At 67.8% G+C, this 24,157-nt stretch carries 26 protein-coding genes and 2 pseudogenes; 10 read left to right on the forward strand and 18 right to left on the reverse strand.

Annotated elements, in window-relative coordinates; all coding sequences use genetic code 11:
• The first annotated feature begins 1 nt into the window (after position 1).
• Positions 2-1,327, forward strand: a complete 1,326-nt coding sequence (locus THSYN_RS26505) for a paraquat-inducible protein A (protein WP_100921771.1) — start codon at positions 2-4, stop codon at positions 1,325-1,327.
• A gap of 9 nt (positions 1,328-1,336) precedes the next feature.
• Here THSYN_RS26505 and THSYN_RS26510 read toward each other — a convergent pair whose 3' ends face one another.
• Positions 1,337-2,392, reverse strand: a complete 1,056-nt coding sequence (locus THSYN_RS26510; protein ID WP_157817949.1) for a nucleotidyltransferase family protein — start codon at positions 2,390-2,392, stop codon at positions 1,337-1,339.
• Between THSYN_RS26510 and THSYN_RS26515 the strand changes: the two genes are divergently transcribed.
• Together THSYN_RS26515 and THSYN_RS37460 are read left to right on the forward strand one after the other, a co-directional pair.
• The gene (locus THSYN_RS26515; protein ID WP_157817950.1) at positions 2,392-2,694 is read left to right on the forward strand and encodes a PqqD family protein; all 303 of its coding nucleotides are present in this window, start codon (positions 2,392-2,394) and stop codon (positions 2,692-2,694) included. The genes THSYN_RS26510 and THSYN_RS26515 overlap by 1 nt on opposite strands.
• A 64-nt stretch (positions 2,695-2,758) precedes the next feature.
• A pseudogene (locus THSYN_RS37460) lies at positions 2,759-3,052 on the forward strand (lasso peptide biosynthesis B2 protein); the annotation flags it as partial.
• A 19-nt stretch (positions 3,053-3,071) separates the two neighbouring features.
• Here THSYN_RS37460 and THSYN_RS36265 read toward each other — a convergent pair.
• From THSYN_RS36265 to THSYN_RS26535, 5 genes are all read right to left on the reverse strand, one after another.
• Positions 3,072-4,157 carry a hypothetical protein gene (locus THSYN_RS36265; RefSeq protein ID WP_236848706.1) on the reverse strand — a complete coding sequence of 362 codons (1,086 nt, stop codon included), beginning with the start codon at positions 4,155-4,157 and terminating at the stop codon, positions 3,072-3,074.
• 28 nt (positions 4,158-4,185) lie between these two features.
• On the reverse strand, positions 4,186-4,401 hold the full coding sequence (locus tag THSYN_RS37465; RefSeq protein WP_418219950.1) for a lasso RiPP family leader peptide-containing protein: 216 nt from the start codon (positions 4,399-4,401) through the stop codon (positions 4,186-4,188).
• A 47-nt stretch (positions 4,402-4,448) separates the two neighbouring features.
• Positions 4,449-6,344 carry an asparagine synthase-related protein gene (locus tag THSYN_RS26525; RefSeq protein WP_100921774.1) on the reverse strand — a complete coding sequence of 632 codons (1,896 nt, stop codon included), beginning with the start codon at positions 6,342-6,344 and terminating at the stop codon, positions 4,449-4,451.
• Positions 6,345-6,410: 66 nt separating this feature from the next.
• The gene (locus THSYN_RS26530; RefSeq protein ID WP_157817953.1) at positions 6,411-7,313 is read right to left on the reverse strand and encodes a PEP-CTERM sorting domain-containing protein; all 903 of its coding nucleotides are present in this window, start codon (positions 7,311-7,313) and stop codon (positions 6,411-6,413) included.
• Between the two features lie 155 nt (positions 7,314-7,468).
• Complete coding sequence (locus THSYN_RS26535; protein WP_236848707.1) at positions 7,469-8,485, reverse strand: lysophospholipid acyltransferase family protein; 1,017 nt, start codon at positions 8,483-8,485, stop codon at positions 7,469-7,471.
• Positions 8,486-8,665: 180 nt separating this feature from the next.
• Here THSYN_RS26535 and THSYN_RS26540 point away from each other — a divergent pair, with 180 nt between their 5' ends.
• Positions 8,666-9,046 carry a rhodanese-like domain-containing protein gene (locus tag THSYN_RS26540; RefSeq protein WP_418219951.1) on the forward strand — a complete coding sequence of 127 codons (381 nt, stop codon included), beginning with the start codon at positions 8,666-8,668 and terminating at the stop codon, positions 9,044-9,046.
• A 141-nt stretch (positions 9,047-9,187) separates the two neighbouring features.
• Here THSYN_RS26540 and iscX read toward each other — a convergent pair whose 3' ends face one another.
• The 10 genes and pseudogenes from iscX to THSYN_RS26590 form a co-directional block, all read right to left on the reverse strand.
• Positions 9,188-9,382 carry a Fe-S cluster assembly protein IscX gene (gene iscX, locus THSYN_RS26545; RefSeq protein WP_418219952.1) on the reverse strand — a complete coding sequence of 65 codons (195 nt, stop codon included), beginning with the start codon at positions 9,380-9,382 and terminating at the stop codon, positions 9,188-9,190.
• Positions 9,383-9,565: 183 nt separating this feature from the next.
• On the reverse strand, positions 9,566-9,904 hold the full coding sequence (gene fdx / locus THSYN_RS26550) for an ISC system 2Fe-2S type ferredoxin (RefSeq protein WP_100921779.1): 339 nt from the start codon (positions 9,902-9,904) through the stop codon (positions 9,566-9,568).
• Complete coding sequence (gene hscA / locus THSYN_RS26555) at positions 9,904-11,844, reverse strand: Fe-S protein assembly chaperone HscA (protein ID WP_100921780.1); 1,941 nt, start codon at positions 11,842-11,844, stop codon at positions 9,904-9,906. The genes fdx and hscA overlap by 1 nt, the downstream gene beginning before the upstream one ends.
• Positions 11,845-11,967: 123 nt before the next feature.
• Positions 11,968-12,525 (reverse strand): Fe-S protein assembly co-chaperone HscB, encoded by a 558-nt coding sequence (hscB, locus tag THSYN_RS26560; RefSeq protein ID WP_236848708.1) that lies wholly within the window; start codon positions 12,523-12,525, stop codon positions 11,968-11,970.
• A gap of 11 nt (positions 12,526-12,536) precedes the next feature.
• A pseudogene (locus tag THSYN_RS36270) lies at positions 12,537-12,653 on the reverse strand (iron-sulfur cluster assembly accessory protein); the annotation flags it as partial.
• A 151-nt stretch (positions 12,654-12,804) separates the two neighbouring features.
• Positions 12,805-13,191 (reverse strand): Fe-S cluster assembly scaffold IscU, encoded by a 387-nt coding sequence (gene iscU / locus THSYN_RS26570; protein ID WP_100921782.1) that lies wholly within the window; start codon positions 13,189-13,191, stop codon positions 12,805-12,807.
• A 383-nt stretch (positions 13,192-13,574) separates the two neighbouring features.
• On the reverse strand, positions 13,575-14,789 hold the full coding sequence (locus tag THSYN_RS26575; RefSeq protein ID WP_100921783.1) for an IscS subfamily cysteine desulfurase: 1,215 nt from the start codon (positions 14,787-14,789) through the stop codon (positions 13,575-13,577).
• 138 nt (positions 14,790-14,927) lie between these two features.
• The gene (iscR, locus tag THSYN_RS26580) at positions 14,928-15,428 is read right to left on the reverse strand and encodes a Fe-S cluster assembly transcriptional regulator IscR (protein WP_100921784.1); all 501 of its coding nucleotides are present in this window, start codon (positions 15,426-15,428) and stop codon (positions 14,928-14,930) included.
• A 139-nt stretch (positions 15,429-15,567) separates the two neighbouring features.
• The gene (gene cysE / locus THSYN_RS26585) at positions 15,568-16,389 is read right to left on the reverse strand and encodes a serine O-acetyltransferase (protein ID WP_100921785.1); all 822 of its coding nucleotides are present in this window, start codon (positions 16,387-16,389) and stop codon (positions 15,568-15,570) included.
• Positions 16,382-17,209, reverse strand: coding sequence for an RNA methyltransferase (locus THSYN_RS26590; RefSeq protein WP_100921786.1), 828 nt, complete (start codon positions 17,207-17,209; stop codon positions 16,382-16,384). The genes cysE and THSYN_RS26590 overlap by 8 nt, the downstream gene beginning before the upstream one ends.
• A 77-nt stretch (positions 17,210-17,286) precedes the next feature.
• Between THSYN_RS26590 and THSYN_RS26595 the strand changes: the two genes are divergently transcribed.
• The 6 genes from THSYN_RS26595 (at position 17,287) to THSYN_RS26620 (ending at position 22,642) form a co-directional block, all read left to right on the forward strand.
• The gene (locus THSYN_RS26595) at positions 17,287-18,084 is read left to right on the forward strand and encodes an inositol monophosphatase family protein (RefSeq protein ID WP_100921787.1); all 798 of its coding nucleotides are present in this window, start codon (positions 17,287-17,289) and stop codon (positions 18,082-18,084) included.
• A gap of 333 nt (positions 18,085-18,417) precedes the next feature.
• A complete protein-coding gene (locus THSYN_RS26600; RefSeq protein ID WP_100921788.1) occupies positions 18,418-18,732 on the forward strand; it encodes a DUF4342 domain-containing protein in 315 nt (104 codons plus the stop codon).
• A gap of 89 nt (positions 18,733-18,821) precedes the next feature.
• Entirely contained in the window at positions 18,822-19,025 is a 204-nt protein-coding gene (locus tag THSYN_RS26605) for a hypothetical protein (RefSeq protein ID WP_100921789.1), read from the forward strand.
• A gap of 62 nt (positions 19,026-19,087) precedes the next feature.
• Positions 19,088-21,556, forward strand: coding sequence for an ATP-dependent helicase HrpB (gene hrpB / locus THSYN_RS26610; RefSeq protein WP_236848709.1), 2,469 nt, complete (start codon positions 19,088-19,090; stop codon positions 21,554-21,556).
• Between the two features lie 72 nt (positions 21,557-21,628).
• Entirely contained in the window at positions 21,629-22,195 is a 567-nt protein-coding gene (locus tag THSYN_RS26615; protein ID WP_157817954.1) for a hypothetical protein, read from the forward strand.
• A gap of 33 nt (positions 22,196-22,228) precedes the next feature.
• On the forward strand, positions 22,229-22,642 hold the full coding sequence (locus THSYN_RS26620; RefSeq protein ID WP_100921792.1) for a hypothetical protein: 414 nt from the start codon (positions 22,229-22,231) through the stop codon (positions 22,640-22,642).
• A gap of 195 nt (positions 22,643-22,837) precedes the next feature.
• Here the strand turns inward: THSYN_RS26620 and thiL are convergent, their stop codons facing one another.
• Together thiL and THSYN_RS37470 are read right to left on the reverse strand one after the other, a co-directional pair.
• Positions 22,838-23,812 (reverse strand): thiamine-phosphate kinase, encoded by a 975-nt coding sequence (thiL, locus tag THSYN_RS26625; protein ID WP_100921793.1) that lies wholly within the window; start codon positions 23,810-23,812, stop codon positions 22,838-22,840.
• On the reverse strand, positions 23,794-23,925 hold the full coding sequence (locus THSYN_RS37470; RefSeq protein ID WP_418219896.1) for a hypothetical protein: 132 nt from the start codon (positions 23,923-23,925) through the stop codon (positions 23,794-23,796). Before THSYN_RS37470 ends, thiL begins: the two co-directional genes overlap by 19 nt.
• Positions 23,926-24,157 lie beyond the last annotated feature (232 nt).

Consider the following 24,157-nt stretch of genomic DNA (forward strand, 5'->3'; position numbering starts at 1 on the left):
GATGTCCGGCGCACTGATCCTTCGCCGCGCCCTCGCCCTACTGCTGTTCACCGCGGCCCTGGCGCTGACGGTGCACCTGATCATTGACCTCAATCGGGTCAAGGCGCTCAAGACCGACTTAGGCGAGATCAACCATGTCCGTTACGGCCTGCTCGACGCGGATCAATGGCTGGGGCGCATCGCCGCGGTGCTCGAGCGGCGTATCAATGGCTTTGAACTGACCGAGAGCAACCGGCCCCAGATCAAACAGGCGGTCGAGCGGGTACTGAATACCCTGCTAGTGGAGGTGGAGCGGTCCCTGCGCCGTCACAACCTCGACAGCGGCGGGTCCGTGGTCGACCAACTCAAGGGGCTGGTGCAACAGGGGCTGCAGGATCTCCTGATCGACTTCGACCGCCTGCGCGCCAAGGTGCCGGAGTACGCGCAGCGCGTCGTCGAGGAACTGTCCAAACCCGAGGCCAAGCGGGAGATCAAGGCGCAACTCCTGGCCTTCATGCAGAACACGGCCGCCGCCGGCTTCGCCAAGACCGACCGCTCCCGCCTCGCGGCCCTGATGGCCGCCCATGGTTGTGCCGACCTGGCCGCCTGCAATCAGAGCCTTGAGGCCCAGGTCGCCGCTGCCCGCCGGCCGATTCTGCAACAGGTGCTTGGCGTCTTCGCCCTGGTCGGGGTCCTGTTCGGCCTCTGTCTCGCCCCCCGGGCGCGGGCGGCGGCCGGCGCCCCGCCCCCGGGATTCGATCAGTTCCGGCTCGTCCTGCTCACCGGCGCGACGCTCATCCTGCTGGCCGGGGGCCTCCTGACGCCCATGATCGAGATCGACGCGCGGATCGCGGGGCTCACGATCGAACTCCTGGGTGAACCGGTGACCTTCACCAATCAGGTGCTGTATTTCCAGAGCAAGAGCATCTTCGACGTGGCCTCCATCCTGATGCGCACCGGGACCGCGGACCTGATCCTGGTGGCGGTGCTGATCGTCGTCTTCAGCGTTGTCTTCCCTGCCCTCAAGGTCCTCGCGACCTGGCTCTATTGCTTCGACTACCGGGGCCTGCGTCGCGCTCCCGCGGTGCGCTTCTTCGCGCTGCGCTCCGGCAAATGGTCCATGGCCGACGTGCTGGTGATCGCCATCTTCATGTCCTATATTGGCTTCAGCGGCCTGGTCGGCAGTGAGCTCAGCGCCCTGCGCCAGGCGAGCACGGCGGTCGAGGTACTGACCACCAACGGCACCAGCCTGGTACCGGGGTTCTATCTGTTTCTGGGGTTTGTGTTGGCAAGCCTGGGGCTGTCGAGCATCCTGGCGGACCGCCTGGGGGAAGGTCACGCGACCTGAGTTTGCGATTCAGTCCAGGGTCCGGCTGAGGCGTTGCAGGTGTTTCAGGCGCGACCCCGACTCCCACCGCGCCCGCACGAGTCGTGCAATGGCGCGACCCGCATCCGCGGGCCGCTCATGCAGCGCCAAAGTAAAGGCCCCTTGGACCAGCCCCGGAATCGACCCAAGTCGGGCGGGTAACTGGTGTTCGAGCCAATAGGCGAGGTAACGGCGCTTGCGTGGACCCGGCTCCAAGTAACTGACCACAAACGGATCGAGTGGGGTGTCCATGAGGGTACGCTGCCAGTGGAGCACTGCCCATGCCGCCGTGCGCAGACCCGCCGCATCGATCAGGGATAGAATCCAGTCCCAGTCGGGCGCCGTGGTGCGGAGCATCCGGTCAAGATCGACGACTCGGATCAGCCGGGCGGTGCGACCATTGACGTGTTTGGTGAATGCGGGATGGACCAGCATTACCAAGAGGTTGGCATCATCGCTGAGCACCGGGAACTCCCCGTTAAGTCGTATGGTATCCAGCAGCATGGGGGCCAATTCAAATCGGCTGCGCCCGGGGCGCAAGAGGCCCCAATGCAGGTCGACACTCACATGCCCGTCGCGCAGGACGGCCTCATGGCTGATGGTAGCGTTTTCCCCATGAAACCTTAGCTTGCGTGCCGTCAGTGCGCCGATCGCGGCGTCACGAAAGGCAGGCGCGACCAGCACGTCGAGATCGACCGCCGGACGGACCGAAGGGTCCGGGTACAGGCGCTCCCGGGTCGCGAAACCCTTGAACAGGGCAAAAGGGACCTGGGCCTGGGTGAGGCATTGGCAAACCCGTTGCGCGGTGCGACGCTGTAGCAGGTAATTGGCCGCCGCGGCCTGGCGGAGCGGCCACAGGGCGTGGCGCAATCGGGCGGCGTTTGCGGTTGCGGGTTCCACCCCGGATAGCTGGTCGAACCACAGCGGTGCCAGGCCTTGGGCGTCGGACGGGCCCACAAGCCCCAGAGTCGCGGCCTCGACCGCGAGAGACCCTCGACCCGCCTTCAGCGGGGCCAAGAGTGATTTGAGATGAAGGAGTGTGTCCATTGACCGTTTCATTCGATGATCCGCTGCGCATCTCCGAGCAGGTTTTGTACCAGGAGGTCCATGGCGAGACCGTGCTCCTCGACCTTGCCGGGGAGCGCTATTACAGTCTCAACGACGTGGGAACACGCGTCTGGTCCTTGCTCGGCCGGGGGCTGTCAGTCACCGAGATCCATGCATGCATCCTGGCCGAGTATGCAGTGGAGCCGGAGGTCCTGACACGGGACCTCGCGACCCTGCTTTCGGACCTGACGACAACCGGGCTGATCACGGTTGCTGTGCCCGCGGAAAATGCGGCTGATTGACGCCGCACGGCGCCTCTTGCGGGTGCCTGCAAAGCGCCGCTGGTTGCTGATACGGGCACTGCCGATGCTGGCGCTGGCGAGCCTGCGCCTAAGGCTGCAGGGGCTCGCCCGCGCCCAGGCCGCGCTCCGGAGTCGGCAGGTACGCAACCGGGCGCGGCGCGACACAGAGCACGATACAGACCACATCGCGGACCTGACCTGGGCGGTAGCCGCGGCGTCCCGGCTCTTACCGGATCACCCGACCTGTTTGGCTCAATCCTTGACCCTGTGGGCCTGGCTGCGCCACGATGGCATCGACAGCCGACTCCAGATCGGAGTCAGTCGCGACCCCGCGGGTCTCGCGGCGCACGCCTGGCTTGAGGTCAATGGTGAGCCGATCAATGAGCGGCCGGGCGTCGCCCGGCGTTTTCTTCCCCTTGGCCACGGACGGGCACAGTCGCCGGAAGGCGCCGCACCCCTGGACCAGACCCACCGTCATCGACCCTGTAGCGGCCCTGATCCGTCCCCCTCGCGGCAAGTCCGCGCAAGGTTTCGATGATGCTCGCGCGCACCTGGGGTAAGAGTCCAAATTGGCGCGGATAATTCAGCAAATAGACTCTGCAGCCTGTGCGGACCAATAAAGAGACCGCCTCGAATTGACGGCGAATCAATGACTTCTGCCCCGGGTCGAGGAAAAAGGCATGGCTGATCAGGGCCAGAACAGACGCCACACCAGACATCGGGAACGCGGTAATCGCGGCCCCTCCCGGAGCACTGGACTGGAGGATGAAGACCGCGGCCAATGGCGATCGCGCCTCACGGGTCCCCGGCACCCGTTGCGCGGTCAGAATCGACTTACCACGGCTGAGCTGCGGCCCGAGACTCCCGGACAAGCGCAACGCCCCCACTGAATCCGGGCGCAGACGATAGGCCCCGTAGGCACCGATCAGCCGGGCCCCTGTGCCATCGTCGGCGATGCGAACGGCATCGTCCGCCAGCACGATCGCCTCGCCGCACGTCCCGAAACTCGCGGCAAGCGTGGACTTGCCGATTCCCGATGGCCCGACCAGGGCGATCGCACCAAGATCAGTCAGTATCGCACTGGCGTGAAGAACCAACGGTGAACGATAGCCGACCAGACGCGGAAGCACCTGATTGAGCAAGAAGTGCCGCACGTCCGAGGGATTCGCAGCGGATAGCGGATGGCATTCGACCGCACCCGCGGCGGGCCGAACCAAGAAATCGGCCAAGCCAAGTACGCGGATCAGTATGCAATCGCCCACCCATCCCTGAAGGACGCCGCCGGCCGGGTCCGGCCAGGGCTCGAGGTTCACGGCGTGTCCGAGGCACGGCAGGGAATGCGGCGCCTCGAACCGAACCGCCAAAAGCGGTACCTCAGGCGCGGGTGAAGGCAGCCTGATGAGTTCCGGGAGCGGCCTGTCGCATTCGATGACCGAATCGCAGAACCGGTAATAGAGATTCACCGGCGAGACATTCGCGACAACCGGAACCTCAGGTATCGGGATGGTTGGCCCATGTGACCCCATAGTCAGCACCGCTGTGACCACCGCCATTCGTCAATTCGCGCAGCGACCCGCAATCAGACAGCCGCGGGGACTCGTAAGGACGGCGGGCAGCGGCGGGGGTTCCACTGGGCTGGCGCGGATCGATCCTGGGCTCTTCGCTGGCACTGTTCATCAGATTGGCTCCTCGATACGGCTCTGTCATGGTCAAAGCGTAGCACGAACGCACGCGGTTGAGCGATCTCGCACGGGTCACAGGCCCACGGCGCCACCGTTGCGGCACCAGACCTCGACGGCGAAGAGTATCCACAATAAATACATCGAACGGGGGCTTGTGAACCGGTCTCCCGCACAGTCTGCGAGAGTCACCTTCAGGAAGGCCCGGTAGGGATCGGCCGCGATCCACGGCCGCGCAAGCAGTTGCGGCGACTCCAGCACACTAAGCACCTCCGGCAGCTTCAGCGCCCGCGCGAAAACGATGCCGAAGCTCGCCCCGGTCAGCCGTGCCCTTACCGCCGCCGGGTAAATTTCCTCCATCGCCTGACGCATCAGGACCCGGTCGACCCGGCCCCGGCGACGGACATAGTCGGGCACCGCCACGGCGAATTCGATGAGACGCCGATCGAGCAGGGGATGCCGCAACTCCAACCCGCAGCGCACCGCGGTGCGCTCCATCATCTCGTAGAAGTGCATCAGGGTGCCGCCGCGTCCGCGCCTGGCGATCTGCCACTGGGAGGCATCCGGAAAGCGGTCGGCACAGTCCGCGCAATGCAGCCGCCGTTCAAGCCCGATGTCCCGGACGAAGGCCGGTGACAGGTAGGGCGGCAGCGGCACCACCGGGCGCCGGGATTCGATCAACCCTCTGAGCCCAGCGGGCGCCAGGCCCCATAGGAGGCTGGCTGTCATCAAGCGGATGGCGTTGCCCAGCCCGGTATCGCCGGTCTCGTACCGCACTTCGGTCAACAGGTCACGCAGACGTAGCGCCAAGAGCATATGACGGTGGGGCAGCCTGCTCCCGTCCTGCCAAAAATCACCGCCCTCCCCGGTCAGCAACACGCGCACGCCATCCGCCCGCGCACCCGCGTACAGGGCGGAGGCAGCGATTGCAAAGGGGTAGTCCGGGAGGTCGAGATAGGTGGACGCCTGCGTGGACCAGGGACAAGTATCGGAGCCGTCCCAGGGGACGCGACGGGAAATCAACCCCCACCGATCAGCCACCGCGTCGATGTAGGGGCTTTCATCGCATCGCTGGCCGGGGTAGATCGTCGAGTAGGAGCGCAGCCGGGTCCCAGCCCCCTGGGCATCGAGCAGACCCTGGGCAACACCGGCCACTGCGGACGAGTCGAGGCCACCGCTCAGGGCGACACCGATGGGACCGACGCAGCGCAAACGGTCGGCCACCGCCCGGCCGAACAACTCGCCAAACTGCTCCGTATACTCACGCGGGTCGCGGTAACGGATACGGCGATGCGGGTCGAGTTCCCAGTAAGGCTCGATGCACAGGCGTCCACGATCGACGTGGAGCAGGTGGGCGGGCGGCAGCCTTCGCACCGCGGCGTAAAGCGTCTCCGCCAGGCTGGAGAAGCCGAACGCCAGGTACTCGCCAATCATGCCCGGGTTGGGGAGGCGCGGCACCGCCGGGTGCAGCAGGACGGATTTCAGGTTGGAGCCGACGACGATGCAGTCATCGGTAGCCGCGTAGTACAGCGGTCGGATACCCGAGGCATCGCGTACGCACACCAGACGGTGCTCACGCGGGTCCCAGATCACCAGCGCGAAATCGCCGAGCAGGCGGGCGGCGAAGCCCGGGCCAAGGGCGAGATAGGCCGCCAGGGCAAGTTGCGCGTCCGAACCCGTAAGCGCGTCCTCGGGGCGGGCGCCCGGCAGTGATCGGGCGAGCCGCTCGCGATCGTCCAAGCGACCATCCATAAAGGCACAAGCCCCCGAGGCCGAATCGGTAGCGGGCCGCGGGTGGGCAGCATCCTCAGGTGTGGTGTGGCGAGCGGCGAAGCCGATACCGAAGTGGCCGTCCAGGTGGATCGACCGCCTATCCGAGCCACGCTCCGACACCGCCCCGAGCAATTCTCCCAAGAGGCCCGGATCTGGCTCCCGGCCGTTGCGATTCAGAACCGCGATCAACCCTGACACGGCCAGGACTCAATCGCTGCTGAAATACAGGCACGCACATGCCCGCCGAGCGTCGGGGCCTGGCGCTCAGGTGCCAACCAAGGAGCAGCGGCAGGGCTCACCGGAGCGGGACCGGCGCATCAGACCCAAGGCCGCCAGTCCGGCCAGGAGCAGCACCAACGGTGCCGGCTCCGGGGTATCACCGAATCGCAGCGAGTTCCTGAACTCAAATCCGAGTGGATCCCGCTCCCATATCTGCACACCCGCGATGTCGCTCTTGTCGGACTTGAAGGTAATGGTCCCGTCCACTGCCCTATTCCATTCGATGGTTGCCCCCAGTTGAGCACCGTTTCGGTCAAAAAAACTGAACCAGGCGGGCCCGCCCAAGAGGTCGCCCTCGTGGACCCCCGCATCCAAGACCTCCGCACTGAAGGTATTGACATTCTCAGCAAACAGGAAAGAGATAACCCCCTGGTATCGATCGTTGATCATACCCCCGATGCGCGCGACGATGCCCGCGGGCAAAAACTCGAAGGTGTTGACGTTCTGAAACAAACCGCCATTTACTGGCGGTGACGGCGGCGGCGGCACTACGGGATAGGGCGGGTATTGACCCATCAGTGCGAGAGTGGTGTTGGGCGTCGGCGACCCGACTGGCTGCTCCCAAGCGACGCCCGTGTTGGGGTCGACGGGGCGGAGCGCCCAGCCTTGTCCGGCGAACAGGGCCGAGGCCCAGCCCCGAACACTCAGGCCGGTGGTAAGTTCCACAAAGCTATTGTTGAGGTTGGCAAAATTCGCTGGAAATGCGGCAATCGGGAGGGTGGTTACCGGGTCAAAGGACATCGTGACGGCCGCTGCAGGCGCGGCAGCCAGAAATCCCAAGACCAGGCTGAGGGCGATCACCGATGGGCGGGGCATGATCCTGAACTCCTGAAAGACTTGAAACGGCTTCTTGGCGCAGACAACGGCTGCCTGCTTGGGGTATCCCAAGCGATGATCGCAAAACCCGTACCAACTAATGGGCGACATGGTACATTACTGTATTTTATATTACTTTTAGTTATTGCACAAAGGCCCGGCGGGCCGAGTGTAAAAAAAGCTGACAGCGCCTGACCGAGCCGAGCCGAGCCGATGGCCCATGCAGTTCAGCCCTCTGGGGTAGAACCGCCGACCGCCGCAACGCTGGCTCCCGCCCGCGGGGCCAGGGAGTCGAGGAGTGCGAGGACGCGTGCGTCCGCCAGCGGACCGGAATAGACGCCGCGCAGGCCCTTGGGCCGACGCCGGAAGCGCTTGTAGGGCCATACATACTGCTCCGGACAGATACTTACACACTGCGCTATGCCACGATTCAAGGCGGTCGCCGCGACCAAGTCGTCCGCGCTGTCGATGCCGTCCGGCGCTGGAATGCAGTGCATCCGAAACCCCGCCGCGTCCGGCAGCCGCTCTGCAAACATGAAAATCACCGGTGCGCCGGTGCGCCGCGCAAGCCTGTTGACAAGTAGCATAGTATAAGCAGGGATTCCGAACAAGGGGGCGAAGACGGCCCCCTTGTCCTCCTTGGGCTCCTGGTCGGGCAACACGCCGACGTAGTCGCCCCGCTCCAGGGCCTGGACCAGGACACGGATGCCGCGGGCGGTGATGGGCGCCAATTGCGCGCCGCAGCGCCGCCGCGCGGTCAGGATCAGGTCGTCGAGATAGCGCTGGGGCTTGTAGAAAATCGCCGTGGGTCCCTGGCGCGCCAGGTGCAGGCCGGCCAGTTCCCAGGCCCCCAGGTGGGGGGACAGGACAATCAGGCCCCGCCCGGGGGGGCGTTGCAGGAATTCGGCCCCGCGCACCTCCCGCACCAGGGCGTGCACCTGATCGAGCGGGCGCTGCCACAGGTAGCCGATCTCCAGATAGGTCTTGCCGAATTCGACCAGATTGCGGTCACGCAGCCGGATCAACTCGGGGATCTCCAGGTGCGGAAAACACAAGCGCAGGTTGATCAGGGCGTTGCGCCGTTGGCGGTTGGGCCAGTGGATGAAGGCCCAGCCGACGACGTGACCCAGGCGGTGGAGCACCGGGAGCGGCAGGCGTGCGACCAGTTGCACCAGGGCGCGCGCGATGCGATTCGTCACCGCGACCCGCAGGCGCCGCCAACCGCTCAGTTTTTTTTTCGCCACCGGCGCCGCTCCTATTGTTGTTCTTGTCGCGGCCGACGGCCGCGCCCACTTGCTACACTGTCGGTCCCGCGCCGCGGGCCCCGGGCGCGACCGACGCCGCATGATAACGACCACCAATCGAGGTACCCCCAAGTGAGTGACGATCACCCGAGCGCCCTGACCCCCGATGAGGCCCACCGGATGCTGCAAGAGCAGCCCCAGGCAGTCCTGGTGGACATCCGCTCCTCCATGGAATTTCTGTTCGTGGGCCACCCCAAGGGGGCGGTACACGTACCTTGGATCGACGAGCCGGACTGGGTCGTCAACCCCCATTTCACGACCGAGATCCGCAAGGTCCTCTTGGGCGGCGCCGTGTGCGAGCCCGACAGTCCCTGCGCCCCGGTGATCCTGATCTGCCGCAGCGGCAAGCGCTCGCTGGAGGCCGGCCGCGCCCTGCTCAAGGACGGGCTGCGGGCGGTTCACCATGTGGACGAGGGCTTCGAGGGCGATCTGGACGAGCACCACCACCGCAGTACCAAGGGCGGCTGGCGCTTCCGCGGGCTGCCCTGGGAGCAGTGCTGAAACCCTGACCCGACCGGCGAGCGGTCCTGCTCCCGCACCCGGTCGGGTCGCGGGTCCGCACAGCGGACCCTACGGGCTTAAGTAGGGTCCGCTGTGCGGACCGTGCGCCCGGCCGCCACCACGACCAAGCCCAAGTCAGGCCTATTCTCGCTCCTCGATCCAGGCCAGTTGGATGGCCTCCAGCACCTTCTCGCCGCACCGCTCACGCGCGTCCGCAAAGTCGGCGAGCGACTCGACCCAGGTGCGCAGGTCCACGAAGTTGAGATAGCGCGGGTCGCGGTGCGGGTGCGTCGCCTCCAGGGCGATGGCGAGTTCCCGGGTATCGGTCCACTTCAGTGCCATAGGTCTTCTCCTGATTGCCTCCCGACAGGGCCGTTCGTGACTGATGAACATTGAACAGGATTTACAGGATAACTCATAAAAAATTGAACGGCCCGTGGGGTCATCCTGTTAATCCTGCAGAATCCTGTTAATCCTGTCTATTTGCCCACAACCGGCACCACGCCGAACACCCGGGCCTTAACGCCGCTCCGACACCATGTTAATGGTGTAGCGCGGGATCTCGATCACGAGATCGGCCTCGCCCACCAGGGCCTGGCAACTCAAACGCGACTCGGCTTCCAGCCCCCAGGCCCGGTCCAGGAGATCCTCCTCCAGATCATCGGGGGGCGCGAGCGAGTCGCCGCCCGCGCGCAGGATCACATGGCAGGTGGTGCAGGCGCAGGAGCGGTCACAGGCATGTTCGATCTCGATCCCGTGGGCCAGCGCGGCGTCACAGATGCTGATCCCGGGCTGCGCCGTGATCGAGGCGCCCCGGGGGCAGAGGGTTTGATGGGGCAAAAAGGTCAGTTGCGGCATTAGATTTCCTTCGCATCGGGGTCGAATTCAGCGAGTCGGCACCCGGCCATGGCGCCCTGGATGCTGCGGTTCATGCGCCGCTCCACATAGCCGGCGCAGGTGCGCTCCAGGGCCCGGACCGCTTGGCGGATGACGAAGGCGTCGGGGCGCCCCAGCGTGCCCTGGAGATGGGCCAGGGCCGCGTCCACCCGGGCGCGCTCGTCCGCGGCCAGGAGCGCGTCGCCGTCCCGGGCGAGCGCGGCGCGCAGGGACTCAGCGACGCGCTCGCCCGCCACCCGCTCTTCGCGCAGGCGCCGCGCCATCTGGTCCTCCTGCGCATGACTGCGGAAATCGCTCAGCATCGACTCGATCTGCGCATCGCTCAGGCCATAGGACGGCCTGACCTCCACCCGGGCGGCGACCCCGGTGGTCAACTCGTCGGCACTGACCCGCAGGAGTCCGTCGGCGTCGATCGCGAAGGTGACGCGGATCCGCGCCGCCCCGGCCACCATGGGCGGAATGCCGCGCAGCTCGAAGCGCGCCAGCGATCGACAGTCGGCCACCAGGTCGCGCTCGCCCTGGAGCACATGGATCGCCATGGCGGTCTGACCGTCCTTGAAGGTGGTGAAGTCCTGGGCGCGGGCGACCGGGATCGTGGTATTGCGCGGGATCAGCCGCTCTACCAGCCCGCCCATGGTCTCGATCCCCAGCGAGAGTGGGATCACGTCCAGGAGCAACAGGTCATCGCCCGTGCGATTGCCGACCAGCGCCTCGGCCTGCAGCGCGGCACCCAGCGCGACCACCCGGTCCGGGTCGATGTCGCTCAAGGGCTCGCGGCCAAACAGCGCCGCCACCCGCGCCCGCACCAACGGCACCCGGGTAGAGCCGCCCACCAGGACCACCGCGTCGACCTGCGCCGCCGTCACCCGGGCGTCGCGCAGCGCCCGGCGGCAGGCGGCGAGCGAGCGGGCGATCAGGGGCTCGACCAGGGCCTCGAAGGTCGCACGCTCCAGGGTCCCGGCCCAGTGGCGGCCGTCCGGCAGCTCGATCCGCAGGTCCGCGCTGGGGGCGGTGCTGAGCCGCTCCTTGGCGGCGGCGGCAGTCTGCAGGAGCCGCCGCAGGGTGCGCTGATCCAGTCGGGTGTCCAGTCGGGAGTCCGGCGCCGGGTCGGCCCCAGGGACCGCATCGTCGCCGATTCCCGCCTGTGCCAGCACCCAGTTGGCCACCGCCCGGTCGAGGTCGTCCCCCCCGAGCGCGGAGTCCCCCCCCGTCGCCAGGACCTCGAACACCCCGCCCGTCAGGCGCAGGATGGAGATATCGAAGGTACCCCCGCCCAAGTCATAGACCGCGTGGACCCCCGCGGCCCCCTGGTCCAGGCCATAGGCCAGGGCCGCGGCGGTGGGTTCACTCAAGAGCCGCAAGACCGGCAGCCCGGCCAGGGTCGCGGCGTCCTTGGTGGCCTGACGCTGCGCATCATCGAAATAGGCCGGCACCGTGATCACGACCCCGACCAGGGGTCCGCCCAGGCAGTCCTCGGCGCGTTGGGCCAGGGTCTTCAAGATCTCTGCCGAGACCTCCACCGGGGTCAGGTCGCCGCCCGCCGTATGGATGCACAGGAGCGCCGTGTCGGTCTCGATGAAACGATAGGGCAGCCGCCCACCCAATCGCTGCACATCGGCAATACCTCGCCCGATCAGTCGCTTGGCCGAGGCAATGGTGTTGAGCGGGTCATCGCCCGCAGCGTCTCGGGCCGCCTGACCCACAAGCGGCGGGGCCGTCGCACAGAAGCGGACCACCGAGGGCAGCAAGTGTCGGCCCTGCGCGTCCGGGAGGGTCTGCGCGAGCCCGCTGCGCACCACGGCGACCAGCGAATTGGTGGTCCCCAGATCGATGCCCGCGGCCAGCCGGTGCTCATGGGGGGCGGCCGACTGAACGGGTTCAGCAATCTGTAACAGGGGCATCGGGTCTCGGCGGAAGTACGGAAGGGTGGAAGTGCGTTAGTACGTTAGTACGGAAGTACGGTCGCACGGTGGTGCGGGGGTACGCGGTTGGTCTGAGGTTGGAACATTGCGCGCTGACGCAGATCAGTAGTGACCTTCGATCGCTGCGTCCAGTTCTTCGGCGTCCCGACGGCACTTGTCGAGGAACTGGAGCTTGCGCACCAGTTCCCGGGCGGCGTCCAGGCTGGCGGGAGAGGGTGCGGCGAAGAGCCCCGCCAGTTCCTTGTCGAGGGCCACACTCTGCTCCGCCAGGTGGGTCAGCACCGTGGCCACTGCCGCACGGGGATTGGGGCTGGTCTGCGCCTCGGCCAGGGTCTCACGCAACTCCATCTGTTCCATCAGGAAGGCCCCGTCCTTGCTGGTCTCGCTGTCCGTCCCGGGGTCGCCGGTATGCAGCTCCAGCAGGTACTTGGCCCGGGCCAGGGGGTCCTTGAGGGTTCGATAGGCCTCGTTGACCTGGGTCGAGGCCTCAAGCGACAGACGTTTCTCATCCTCCGCCGCCACGGCGAAACGGTCGGGATGGGTCACCGCCTGGAGGGCACGGTAACGCTCCGCCAGGCGCTTGGCGTCCACCGTGAAGCCCAGGGGCAGGTCGAACAGCTCGAAATAATTCTTGGAGAAGTCCAGCACGGCAGGATTCACCACAGTACCTAGGCCATACCGGAACAGCCGGAGGCATGCACCCCCAGACGCACGCCCAACCCCTTGCCCCGGTTGGCGAGGAACCGGGCGACGTAAGCGGCGGCGGCCGGTGTCAGTGAGATGGCCATGGGAGAATCTCCAGGGGTCAGCGATCCGGTGGGCGACAACGCGGTCGGTGGCAACGCCCGTTGGGTGCGATCCTAGGCCCAATGGGCACGCGCTGGCAACAACCCGTCACTCCAGGCCGCCGAGTCGAGTGCCGCACCAGGCAGCGCCGGCCTAGCCGGGCTTGCGCTTGGCCGCGTAGTCATTGATCGCGGCCTTGATCGCATCCTCCGCCAGCACCGAGCAGTGGACCTTGACCGGCGGCAGGGCGAGTTCGTCCGCAATCTCCTGATTCTTGATCTGGCGCGCCTGCGCCAAGGTCTTGCCCTTGACCCACTCGGTGAGCAGGCTGCTGGAGGCGATGGCCGAACCGCAGCCGTAGGTCTTGAAGCGGGCGTCCTCGATCACGCCCTCCGCGTTGACCCTGATCTGCAGGCGCATCACGTCCCCGCACGCCGGCGCACCCACCATGCCGGTACCGACGCTCGGGTCATCCTTATCGAAGGTACCCACGTTACGCGGGTTCTCATAGTGGTCCAGAACCTTGTCACTGTAAGCCATCGCGTTTTTGCCCCGGCAGTTAAAATTAAGTAACGAGTCAGAAAGAACCAGAATAGCCAACGAATGCAATCGCTGTCGTTGTCGTTGTCGTTGTCGTTGTCAACGAATCGTTGCGATGCCTGAAAAGCTCGGACAGCGAAACGAAGAGGCAAGTGCATCAACCGATGCGCTTGTGAGTCATCCTTATACTAAACACATGTCTTCATGGACGTTTCTATTTCATGATCTTGTGAATTCATACAATCCATCGTGTCAATCCATCGTGTTTGTGCAGGTACGAGAAAATCCTCAATCGCATCGTAACCTCGATTACGACAACGACAACGACAACGACGCCAAAGGCGTTTCCTTGTGGACTTGTTTAGCCTGGCAGTGCACGGTTCCTAATGCCCCACCCACTGCACCGAACGCAAGTCGACCCCGTCCCGGTACAGGTCCCACAGGGGCGAGAGTGCGCGCAGGCGCTCCACCTGGGTGCGGATCTTATCGATGGCGTAGTCGATCTCCGGCGCGGTGGAGAAGCGCCCCAGCGTGAAGCGGATGGAACTATGGGCCAGTTCGTCCTCCCGGCCGATGGCCCGCAGGACATAGCTCGGCTCCAGGCTGGCGGAGGTGCAGGCGGACCCGGAGGACACGGCCAGGTCCTTCAGGGCCATGATCAATGACTCGCCCTCCACATGGGCGAAGCTGACGTTGAGGTTGCCGGCCACCCGCCGCTCCTCGTCGCCGTTCAGGAAGACCTGCTCCATGTCCTTGAGTCCGTTCCAGAGACGTTGGCGCAAGGCCAGCACCCGCGCGTGCTCCTGCGCCATCTCCAGACGGGCGATGCGGAAGGCCTCACCCATGCCGACGATCTGGTGGGTGGGCAGGGTGCCGGAGCGCAGCCCCCGTTCGTGGCCGCCACCGTGCAGCTGCGCCTCGATCCGCACCCGCGGCTTGCGCCGGACATAGAGTGCACCGACGCCCTTGGGCCCATAGGTCTTGTGGGCCGAGAAGGACATCAGGTCCACCGGCATGGTCGCGAGATCGATGGGGACCTTGCCGGTGCTCTGGGCGGCATCGACATGGAACAGGACGCCGCGCGCCCTGGTCAGTTCACCGATGGCGGCGATGTCCTGGATGACGCCGATCTCGTTGTTCACATGCATGACCGAAACCAGGGTGGTGTCGGGCCGCAAGGCCGCGGCGAGCCGCTTGAGGTCGAGCAGGCCGTTCGGTTCCGGGTCCAGATAGGTGACCTCGAACCCTTCCCGCTCCAGTTGGCGGCAGGTATCGAGCACCGCCTTGTGTTCGGTCTTGACGGTGACCAGGTGCCGACCGCGCGGCGCGGAGAAATGGGCGGCGCCCTTGATCGCCAAATTGTCGGACTCGGTGGCACCGGAGGTCCAGGCGATCTCGCGCGGGTCCGCGTTGACCAGTTCGGCCACCTGGCGGCGCGCCTCCTCCACGGCCTCCTCGGCGGCCCAACCGAAGGCGTGGGAGCGCGACGCCGGGTTGCCGAAGATGCCATCGGGCGTCAGACAGGCGCACAGGCGCGCAGCCACCCGCGGGTCGACCGGGGTGGTGGCGGAATAATCCATATAAATCGGTAACTTCATGAGGGACTCCGCACCATCGCGGCAGCGGCTGTGGGGCTTGGGACCCGCACCCGGCGCGCCGCCGTGCGACCGGTGCAGTGGTGGGGGCGAAGAGCCGTTAGGGGCGGCGACGGGGATCAGGATTGGGTCGGTGAGGGGTCAGGCGCGGGCCGCGGCCGTCCCGTTGGGGACCCCGCTTGGAACGAGGTCCAGCTTGATGTCGATGGCGCTGCACGCAACCCCCCGCACGGCCGCACTGTCGCGCCGCTCGACGAGTTGCTGGAGCGTGACACTTTGCAAGTAGTCCTGGATGCGATCGCTCAGGTCACGCCACAGTTCGTGGGTCAGACAGGGGCGCCCATCCTGGCAATCGCCCGCCCCGCCGCAGCGGGTGGTGTCTACGGTCTCATCCACCGCGGCGATGACCTCGGCCACCGGGATGTCGCTGGCCGCGCGCCCCAGGTTGTAGCCGCCGCCGGGGCCCCGCACGCTGGTGACCAGGGCGCGGCGGCGCAGTTTGGCAAACAGTTGCTCCAGATAGGACAGCGAGATCCCCTGGCGTTGGGCGATGTCGGCGAGGGCGGTCGGTCCCTTGCCCTGGTTGAGGGCCAGATCCAGCATCGCGGTCACCGCGTAACGCCCTTTCGTGGTCAGTCTCATGTGGACCCTCTCATGCTCAACGCCTTCCCGGGTAGGGGTTTACGCCACTATGGTACTTTACCCAAGCGCGTTGATCAATTAATGCCTCAGTTACTCCGCGGGCTCTTGATCCGGGGGTTCGGGGTTCGGGGTTCGGGGTTCAGGGTCCGGGGGTTCGACTGGACGTCCGCGGGGTGGGGGCGCCCGGCTGGCCGTCCGAACCGCCAAGCGCCGCCGGGGAGTCGATCACGCCCCCATCCAGGTCCGCGTCGTGGTCGAAGTGCTCCATGATGCCCCGCGCCTCCAGGGCGCGGGACATGGCCTCCAGGCGCTGGTCCATGTGGTGGATGTGGTCGAGCATACGGTTGATGGCGTTGGCCACCGGGTCGGGGGCGTCCAGGGTCGCCCCATAGGCGTCGAAGCCGATCCGCGCCGCGGTGTCGGCCCGGCGCCGCCGCTCGGCGTCGCGCTCGCACTCGATCACGCGGCCGGGGATACCCACCACGGTAGCCCCCGGGGGCACGGTCTTGACCACCACCGCGTTGGAGCCGATCCGCGCCCCGTCGCCGATGACGATCGGGCCCAGCACCTTGGCCCCGGCCCCCACCACCACGTCGCGGCCCAGGCTCGGGTGGCGCTTGCCCTTCTGCCAACTGGTGCCGCCCAGGGTCACACCGTGGTAGAGGGTGCAGTCGTCACCGATGACGGCGGTCTCCCCGATCACCACGCCCATGCCGTGGTCGATGAAAAGACGCCGCCCGAGGTCCGCCCCGGGGTGGATCTCGATGCCGGTAAAGAGGCGCGCCACGTTCGACAGCACCCGCGCCAGCCACTTGAGCTTGCGCAGCCACAACCAGTGGGTCAGCCGGTGGACCAGCACCGCATGCAGCCCGGGGTAGGTGGTCAGGACCTCGAAGCGGGTCCGCGCTGCCGGGTCGCGCTCGAAGACGCTCGCGATATCCTCTCGCAGCCGGTCAAACATGGGATTGCATCTTGGTTTCATCCGTCGGCCCGGGCGGCACCGCGCTCGTACGCCCAGCCCGCTTGCGTCCCTGGACGGCGCTCAGGATGCCGCGCAGGATGTTGAGTTCCACCCGATCGGGCCGCGCCCGGTTGAACAGGCGCCGCAGCCGCATCAGGAGCCGGGCGGACTGGCCCGGGGTCGCGAAGCCGATCTCCGTCAGGGTCTGCGCCAGGTGGGCGTGGAAACCGTCCAGGGCCTCGGCGGTCGCAACCGCCCGCGGCTCATCGACCAGCGCGACCCCCTGTCCCTCCCGCCAGGCCCGGCGCACCTCGTAGGCGAGCACCTGCACGGCGGCGGCCAGATTCAGCGAGCTGAATCCGGGGTCGGTCGGGATGTGCACCAGTGAATTGCAACAGGCAAGCTCCTCGTTGGCCAGGCCGGAGTTCTCCCGCCCGAAGACCAGGGCCACGTCCCCCAGCGCCGCCTCCGCGAGCAGCAACCGGGCCGCCGCCGGCGGCTCCAGCAGGGGCCAGGGAAGCGAGCGCAGCCGGGCGCTGGCACCGATCACCAGCCGACACCCGGTGAGTGCCCCCGCCAGACTCGCGTGGACCCCGGCGCGCTGGAGCAGGTCATCCGCCCCGGCGGCGCGCGCCAACGCCTGCGCATCCGGCGGCGAGCGGGGGCTCGCCAGTTCCAGGCGCGTCAGGCCCATGGTCTTCATGGCCCGGGCGGACGCGCCCAGGTTGCCGGTATGGGTGGTCCCCACCAGCACAAAGCGGATCCGGGCCAGGGGTGCGAGGGGGGGCGGAAGCGGCGGTGTGATGGTTGGTTCGGTCATGGGGGTCCAAGGTCGTTCAAGAATATCGTCCACTGTCGATCTTTGCCAGGCGCACCCCTTAGGGTATGGTATCGGACATGAACCCAACACTGAACATTGCCATCCGTGCCGCCCGTGCCGCCGCCAAGGTGCTGCTGCGCTACTACGAGCGGGTCGACCAAATCAAGGCCCAGACCAAGGGCCGCAACGACTTCGTGAGCGAAGTGGACCGCGGCGCCGAGCAGGCCATCATCCAGGAACTGCGCGCCCGCTTCCCCAGCCACGCCATCCTCGCCGAGGAGAGCGGCGCCCAGGGTCAAGGCGACTTCGAGTGGATTATCGACCCCCTGGACGGTACCACCAACTATCTCCACGGTTTCCCCCAGTTCGCGGTCTCCATCGCCCAGCGCCACCGCGGCCAGCTCGAGTGCGCGGTCGTCTACGATCCCCTGCGCGAGGAACTCTTCACCGCCGCCCGCGGCGAAGGCGCCCAACTCAACGACCGGCGCCTGCGCGTCGCCACCCGCCCCTCGCTGGAGGGCGCCCTGATCGGTACCGGCTTTCCCTTCCGCGACCAGCGCCACATCGACGCCTACCTCGCCATGTTCAAGGACATGACACTCAATACCGCCGGGCTGCGCCGCCCCGGCTCCGCCGCCTTGGATCTCGCCTGGGTCGCCGCCGGGCGCACCGACGGCTTCTGGGAATTGGGTCTGAGCCCCTGGGACTTCGCCGCCGGCGCCCTGCTGGTCACCGAGGCCGGCGGCACCGTCACCGACCTGGCCGGCGGCAGCCGCTATTTCGACACCTGCAACCTGGTGGCCGGCAACCTCAAGATCCACCAGTCCATGCTCGAGCTGATCCGGCCCCACCTTGGTGGGACCCTGAGCGCTTAGGTCGCTGCCCGCAGCGTCGTTGTCGTTGTCGTAGTTCGGAAAAGCGATGCACTTTCGGGTGCGAGAGAATGCGGGACGCTACGATAACCTCGATTACGACAACGACAACGACAACGAAGCGTTTACAGAAATCCGGCAGTTGCCCACGCCAAGGCGCCAAGCCCGCCAAGAAATACAGCAGGGTAGATCCAAGATCCGGATCACCCGCCGGGTAAATCGCCCGACGCCGATAAGGCACTGAAAACCCTTGGCGAGCTTGGCGCCCTGGCGTGACAAATGCCCTTTGCGGGGTTACAGTTCCGCTCTTCGATCCACCACCGCAGGCGAGCCCCCATGTTCGACAAGGACCAACGACCACTGACCGAGGAGATCACCGTCGCCGGGAGCGACCTGGTGGACAAGGTCAAGGCACTGATCCAACAGGGCAGCGTACGCCGGCTGGTGGTGCGTCGGCCGACCGGCGAGTCGCTCGTGGAGATCCCGCTCAATGTCGGTCTCGGGGTCGCCGGGCTGCTGACGCTCATGGCGCCGGTGCTCGCGGCCCTGGGCGCCATGGCGGCCCTGGTCGCGCAATTCCGGATCGAGATCCAACGCGACCCGGACGCACCAAAGGTGCTGCCGAAGGCCGGCGACCGGGACCCGGACTGATCGGGCCTGGTCATCACCTCGACCCTCTTGCTTGACGAGAGGTTTCTGGTCCGCGTAGCGGACCCTAAGCGCTAACCACTGAATCCACTATGCAGCAGATCAAACAGACCGCCGAATACACCATCTACCAGAAAAAGTCCGGCCGCTACGCGGTCAAGGCCAAGAAGCAGTGGGTCAAGGCCGGTGACAAGACCAAGATCCTGTTGGCCGAGGCCCTGATCACGCAGCCGCGGCCCAAGCCGGTCCCGGAGCCGGTCGCTGAAGGCGAGACCGAGGCGCCGGCCGCGTCCTGAGCCCGAGCGACCTCGGGGCGCCGCTGCCGGTCGACGGCGCCCTGCCGCTACTGGCGACCGCCTTGGCCCAAGGCCACGCGGTCCTCACCGCCCCGCCCGGCTCCGGCAAGACCACGAGGGTCCCGCTGCTGCTGCGCGACGCCCCTTGGCTTGCGGGCGGCACCATCCTCATGCTGGAACCGCGGCGCCCGGCCGCCCGCATGGCCGCCGCCCGCATGGCCGACCTGCTGGGCGAAACCGTCGGGGAAACGGTCGGCTACCAGGTCCGCTTCGAGCGGCGGATCGGGGCCGGCACCCGCATCCAGGTCCTGACCGAGGGCATCCTCACCCGTCGGCTCCAGTCCGATCCCGAACTCGCAGGCGTCGGGCTCCTGATCTTCGACGAATTCCACGAACGGAGCCTCCAGGCGGACCTGGGGCTCGCGCTGGCGCTCGACCTGGCCGCGGCCCTGCGCCCGGATCTCCGTCTCCTCGTCATGTCCGCCACCCTGGAGGCGGACGCCGTCGCCCGCCTGCTGGGCGCGGCCCCGGTCATCAGCGCCGCAGGGCGCAGCTTCCCGGTGGCGGTACGCTATCTGGAGGTCCCGCCGCGCGACCCGCTGGCCGCCATGGAACAGACGGTCCGCGAGGCGCTGCGCGACCAGCCCGGCGACCTGCTCGCCTTCCTGCCCGGCGCCGGGGAGATCGAGCGGGTGCGCGCCCGTCTGGCCGGCACCCTGGACGAGGGGATCGCGGTGCTGCCGCTGCATGGATCGCTGACGGTGGCGGAACAACAACGCGCCCTGGTCCCCGGGCCGGGGTCCGGCCGCCGGGTAGTGCTCGCCACCGATATCGCCGAGACCAGCGTCACCATCGAGGGGGTGACTACGGTCATCGACGGCGGGCTCGCGCGCAAGCCCCGCTTTCACGCCGGCTCCGGGCTCACGCGCCTGGTGACCGAGCCGATCCCGCTCGCGTCCGCCGAGCAGCGCGCCGGGCGCGCCGGGCGGCTCGGCCCCGGCGTCTGCTACCGGCTGTGGACGCGCGCCCAGGAGGTCGGCCGCGCCCCGCACCGACGCGCCGAGATCCTGGACGCGGACCTGGCGCCCCTGGCCCTGGATCTGGCCCTGTGGGGCCTGCGCGACCCCGCCGCCCTGTGCTGGCTGGACCCGCCGCCCGCCCCCGCCTGGCTCCAGGCGGTCGACCTGCTCCGCGACCTGGGGGCGCTGGACCCCTCCGGGGCCATCACCCCGCGCGGGCGCCGGTTGGCGGAACTGCCCCTGCACCCGCGCCTGGGGCGGATGCTGTGCGCCGCCCGGCCCGGCCGGGAGGCACGCCGCGCCGCGGATCTCGCGGCCCTGCTGGCCGAGCGCGACGGCTGGACCGGCGCCCCCGGGGCGGGGCGCCCGGCGGACCTGGGCCTGCGTCTGGGCGCCCTGGCGGCCTTCCGGGAGGGCCGTGCCGGGCGCGACATGGAACGTGGGCGCCTCATCACCGCCGACCGACTGAGCCGCCGGCTGGTACCGGACCCGGAGCGGGCCGGGCGCGCGGCGGCGACGGACACCGACCCGGCCCCGCTGGAGGCCGGCGCCCTGCTCGCGCTCGCCTATCCCGACCGGGTCTGCCAACGCCGGGGCGCCGCCGGGTCGCGCTATCTGCTGGCCGGGGGCACCGGTGCCGAACTGCCGCGCGACGATGCCCTGGCGGTCCACCCCTACCTGGTAGCGGCGGAACTGGACGCCCGCGGCCCCGATGCCCGCATCCAACTCGCCCTGCCGATCAGCGAGGCCGAGTTGCGCGGCACCCTGGCCGAGCGTATCCAGACCACCGAGGCGCTGGCCTGGGACGCGACCCGGGAGAGCGTGACGGCGCGCCGTGAATCCCGGCTCGGCGCCCTGGTCCTTGACTCCCAGCCGCTGCCCACGGCGGACCCGGGGCGGACCCTGGCCCTGCTCCTGGAACAGGTGGCACGCCAGTTCGAGCGCGCCCTGCCCTGGGACCCGGCGGCGCGCCAGTTCCAGGCGCGGGTCGGTCTCCTGCGCACCCACGACCCCGCGGGCGGCTGGCCCGACCTCGGCGATGCGCGCCTGTGCGCAGACCTGGACGACTGGCTCGCGCCCTGGCTCCAGGGCAAACGCAGCCTCGCGGACGTGCGCGCCCTGCGCCTGGCCGAGATCCTCGTCGGGATGCTCGACTGGGGGCAGCGCGCGCGCCTTGACACCCTGGCCCCCGAGACCCTCACCACCCCCGCCGGCAACCGGCGGCGGCTCGACTACCTGGCGGGTCCGGAACCGGTGCTGCCGGTCCCGGTCCAGGAACTGTTCGGCACCCGGGAGACCCCCAGCCTGTGCGCTGGCCGGGTCCCGGTGATGCTGCACCTGCTCTCGCCCGCCGGCCGCCCGGTCCAGATCACCCGCGATCTGGCCGGCTTCTGGGCGCGCGGCTACCCGGAGGTCCGCAAGGAGTTGCGCGGTCGCTACCCCAAACACGCCTGGCCGGACGACCCGTGCAGCGCCGTGCCGGTCACCAGGGTCCGTCCGCAGCGGGGCTGAGCGTCGGCGGGGCCAGCGCAACTGGCACCGCCCACCTTGTCACGGGGCCGGCGAAGCCCTAGCATCCTGGCTGTGACTCCCGCCGCTCACCATTCGCCCACGCTGCCCTGTATCGGCTGCCTGCGCCCCATGATCCTGTGGCTCGGTCTGCTCCTGTCGCCGGTCGCCCTCGCCGGGTCCGACCTGATGCTGCTGCAACAGGACCTGACCAATGCCAATCAGGTCATTGCCGAAACCGAAACCGAGCTGCAGTCGACGCTGCGTGTCTATGACCAACAGGCCATTCGGAACGTCGGGCTGCGCCTGCGGGAACTGAAGCGGCGGCGGGACAAGATCGTACATGACATCACGCAGGCCGAGGCTACCCAGCGGCGCAATGAGGCCGGGGCACTCCTGCACCAGCGCCCGGAGATTCAGCACCGGCTCGAGGTCATCGAACCCCAGGTAGACAAGGCCACCGCCGCATTTGATGAGACACCGACGCCCCGTCGCGGGGCCAATCTCAGCGATCTCACCGTGCGGGAGATCGACCTCAGACACAAGCTGGAGACGGCCAACCGCGCCGCCCGGAAAGGCCCGGCCGCGGCTGACGTCAAACCAGCGCCGACGGACAGTCGCACCGGGCGAGTGCCGCCCTGAAGCACGAATGATCACCAACTCGACGGAGAAAAGATGAGGCAATCCAAACGCGCGCTCGGGGTCTTGCTCATTGCCCTCACCGCCACCGGCACCCTGGCCGGACCCGCCGAGATCAATGGTCTGACCCAACAACTGGCATCCATCGAGGCCGAGATCCGGTCGAGCGCGGCGCAGATGCGCGGCGCCTTGAAGGATTACACCGGCGCGGCGGGCGACGAGGGCCAGCAGTTGCGGACCCTCAAGCGCGAGCGCGAGCGGCTCAGGCGGGCACTCCAACAGGCGACCAAGGCCCAGGCGGACCGCGACACGACGAGCAAGTCGATGCCGACAACGAAACCCGCCCTTAACCTGGGTCCGGCCGCGACCGCCGACGAACGCAAGGGGGACAAGAAACCGACGGTCGATGTGGCCCCCACCGGCGCCATGGTACCGGCGCCCGCGCTTTAGTAGCACCAGGCGCAACGACTCGGACCTATTGACGTAGGGTGCGCCGTGCGCACCTTGAGAGGCTGTGGCGGAGCGAAACGCCGTAAGTCTTGGCAGCGCCTCGGTGCGCGCGACGCACCCTACGCGTACGGTTCGGCTAGTGGCCCTGGTATCTCCACCCTGATGTAACAGGGCACCACCGCGGGGAGGTCCGCCTCAGCGCGCCCCCGCGGCAAAATGGTCGAACCCGGCGGCGTCCAACGCGACCACCGCCCCAGCGGGCGAGCGGCAGACGAGACCCGAACCGGTGAGGACCCGCCCGATCGGAGTCAGTGGACAACCGCACCGCGCGGCGATCACCGCAAGCCGCTCCCGGTACCCGGCAGGCAGGCAGAAACACAGCTCATAGTCGTCACCACTGGCGAGCGGCAGGCCCCAGTCCCCGGTCTCGGCGACCGCCGCGGCCACGGCCCCAGTGAGCGGCAGGGCGGCCAAGTCCAGTTCCGCTCCTACCCCGCTTGCCGTAAGGATGTGGCCCAAATCCGCCGCCAAACCGTCCGAGCAATCGATCATGGCACTCGCCAACCCTCGCAGGGCGAGCCCCACTGCGACCCGTGGCGTCGGCCGCTCCAGCCGCGCCCGCAGGTCCGACGCCGGCACCTCCCCGGCGAGCAGTGCGCGCAGGGCGAGCCCCGCGTCGCCCAGGGTCCCGCTGACACAGACGAGATCACCCGCGCGCGCACCGGCGCGCCGGACCGCGGCACCGACCGGGATCAGCCCATGCACCTGCACCGTGATGGACAGGGGTCCGCGGGTGGTATCGCCCCCCACCAGGGCGACGCCGTGCGCCAGCGCCAGTTGCCCGAAGCCGTGGGCAAAGGCCGCCAGCCAATCCGGCGAGGTGCGCGGCAGGTCCGCCGGCAGAGTCAGTGCCAGGGTCGCCCAGGCGGGCGCCGCGCCCATCGCCGCCAGGTCGCTCAGCCCCACCGCCAGGCATTTATGACCGAGCGCCTCCGGGTCACAATCGGGCAGGAAATGCACCCCGGCCGCCAGGGTGTCGATGCTCACCGCCAATTGCTGGCCCGGGGGCACCGTGAGCAGGGCGCAGTCGTCGCCGACGCCTAAGATGACGTCCTCACGGGTGGACCCCAGGGCGGCGAAATGGGTGCGGATCAGGTCGAATTCGGACATGGGGTATCTTTGCGCTCGTGACCCGGGGAGACGATCTCGCCGTCGATCAGTTCCACCCGCTCGTCGGGGTCGCACAGCAGGTCTTCAAGGGTCTTGAGCTTCGTTGCTTGCATAGGCGGTAGGATGTTCGGCGGTCGCGGGGAAAGATTAGCCCCGCGGGCAGCCGGTGTCGACACGATTCGCGCACCGGGCCTCGGCCTTGTTGGGAGCCAATGCGATCTTACGCGACAGGAGCATAGCTGCACGTCCGCTGCCCCCTGCCCTTGGCCTCCGGAAGGACGCGGATCGTCATGGCTTCGCGGAATTCCCAGGGTGACTCAGCGACAATAGCGCCCCATGACTCCG

Source organism: Candidatus Thiodictyon syntrophicum (genome assembly GCF_002813775.1).
Classification (GTDB): Bacteria; Pseudomonadota; Gammaproteobacteria; order Chromatiales; family Chromatiaceae; genus Thiodictyon; species Thiodictyon syntrophicum.

Excerpts from the sequence above, each read along its gene's own strand:
- THSYN_RS26505 (WP_100921771.1), top strand. The coding sequence starts at position 2 with ATGTCCGGCGCACTGATCCTTCGCCGCGCCCTCGCCCTACTGCTGTTC.
- THSYN_RS26510 (WP_157817949.1), bottom strand. The coding sequence starts at position 2,392 with ATGGACACACTCCTTCATCTCAAATCACTCTTGGCCCCGCTGAAGGCG.
- THSYN_RS37465 (WP_418219950.1), bottom strand. The coding sequence starts at position 4,401 with ATGACAGAGCCGTATCGAGGAGCCAATCTGATGAACAGTGCCAGCGAA.
- THSYN_RS26540 (WP_418219951.1), top strand. The coding sequence starts at position 8,666 with ATGCTGCAAGAGCAGCCCCAGGCAGTCCTGGTGGACATCCGCTCCTCC.
- fdx (WP_100921779.1), bottom strand. The coding sequence starts at position 9,904 with ATGCCGCAACTGACCTTTTTGCCCCATCAAACCCTCTGCCCCCGGGGC.
- hscA (WP_100921780.1), bottom strand. The coding sequence starts at position 11,844 with ATGCCCCTGTTACAGATTGCTGAACCCGTTCAGTCGGCCGCCCCCCAT.
- iscU (WP_100921782.1), bottom strand. The coding sequence starts at position 13,191 with ATGGCTTACAGTGACAAGGTTCTGGACCACTATGAGAACCCGCGTAAC.
- THSYN_RS26575 (WP_100921783.1), bottom strand. The coding sequence starts at position 14,789 with ATGAAGTTACCGATTTATATGGATTATTCCGCCACCACCCCGGTCGAC.
- iscR (WP_100921784.1), bottom strand. The coding sequence starts at position 15,428 with ATGAGACTGACCACGAAAGGGCGTTACGCGGTGACCGCGATGCTGGAT.
- cysE (WP_100921785.1), bottom strand. The coding sequence starts at position 16,389 with ATGTTTGACCGGCTGCGAGAGGATATCGCGAGCGTCTTCGAGCGCGAC.
- THSYN_RS26590 (WP_100921786.1), bottom strand. The coding sequence starts at position 17,209 with ATGACCGAACCAACCATCACACCGCCGCTTCCGCCCCCCCTCGCACCC.
- THSYN_RS26595 (WP_100921787.1), top strand. The coding sequence starts at position 17,287 with ATGAACCCAACACTGAACATTGCCATCCGTGCCGCCCGTGCCGCCGCC.
- THSYN_RS26600 (WP_100921788.1), top strand. The coding sequence starts at position 18,418 with ATGTTCGACAAGGACCAACGACCACTGACCGAGGAGATCACCGTCGCC.
- THSYN_RS26605 (WP_100921789.1), top strand. The coding sequence starts at position 18,822 with ATGCAGCAGATCAAACAGACCGCCGAATACACCATCTACCAGAAAAAG.
- THSYN_RS26620 (WP_100921792.1), top strand. The coding sequence starts at position 22,229 with ATGAGGCAATCCAAACGCGCGCTCGGGGTCTTGCTCATTGCCCTCACC.
- thiL (WP_100921793.1), bottom strand. The coding sequence starts at position 23,812 with ATGTCCGAATTCGACCTGATCCGCACCCATTTCGCCGCCCTGGGGTCC.
- THSYN_RS37470 (WP_418219896.1), bottom strand. The coding sequence starts at position 23,925 with ATGCAAGCAACGAAGCTCAAGACCCTTGAAGACCTGCTGTGCGACCCC.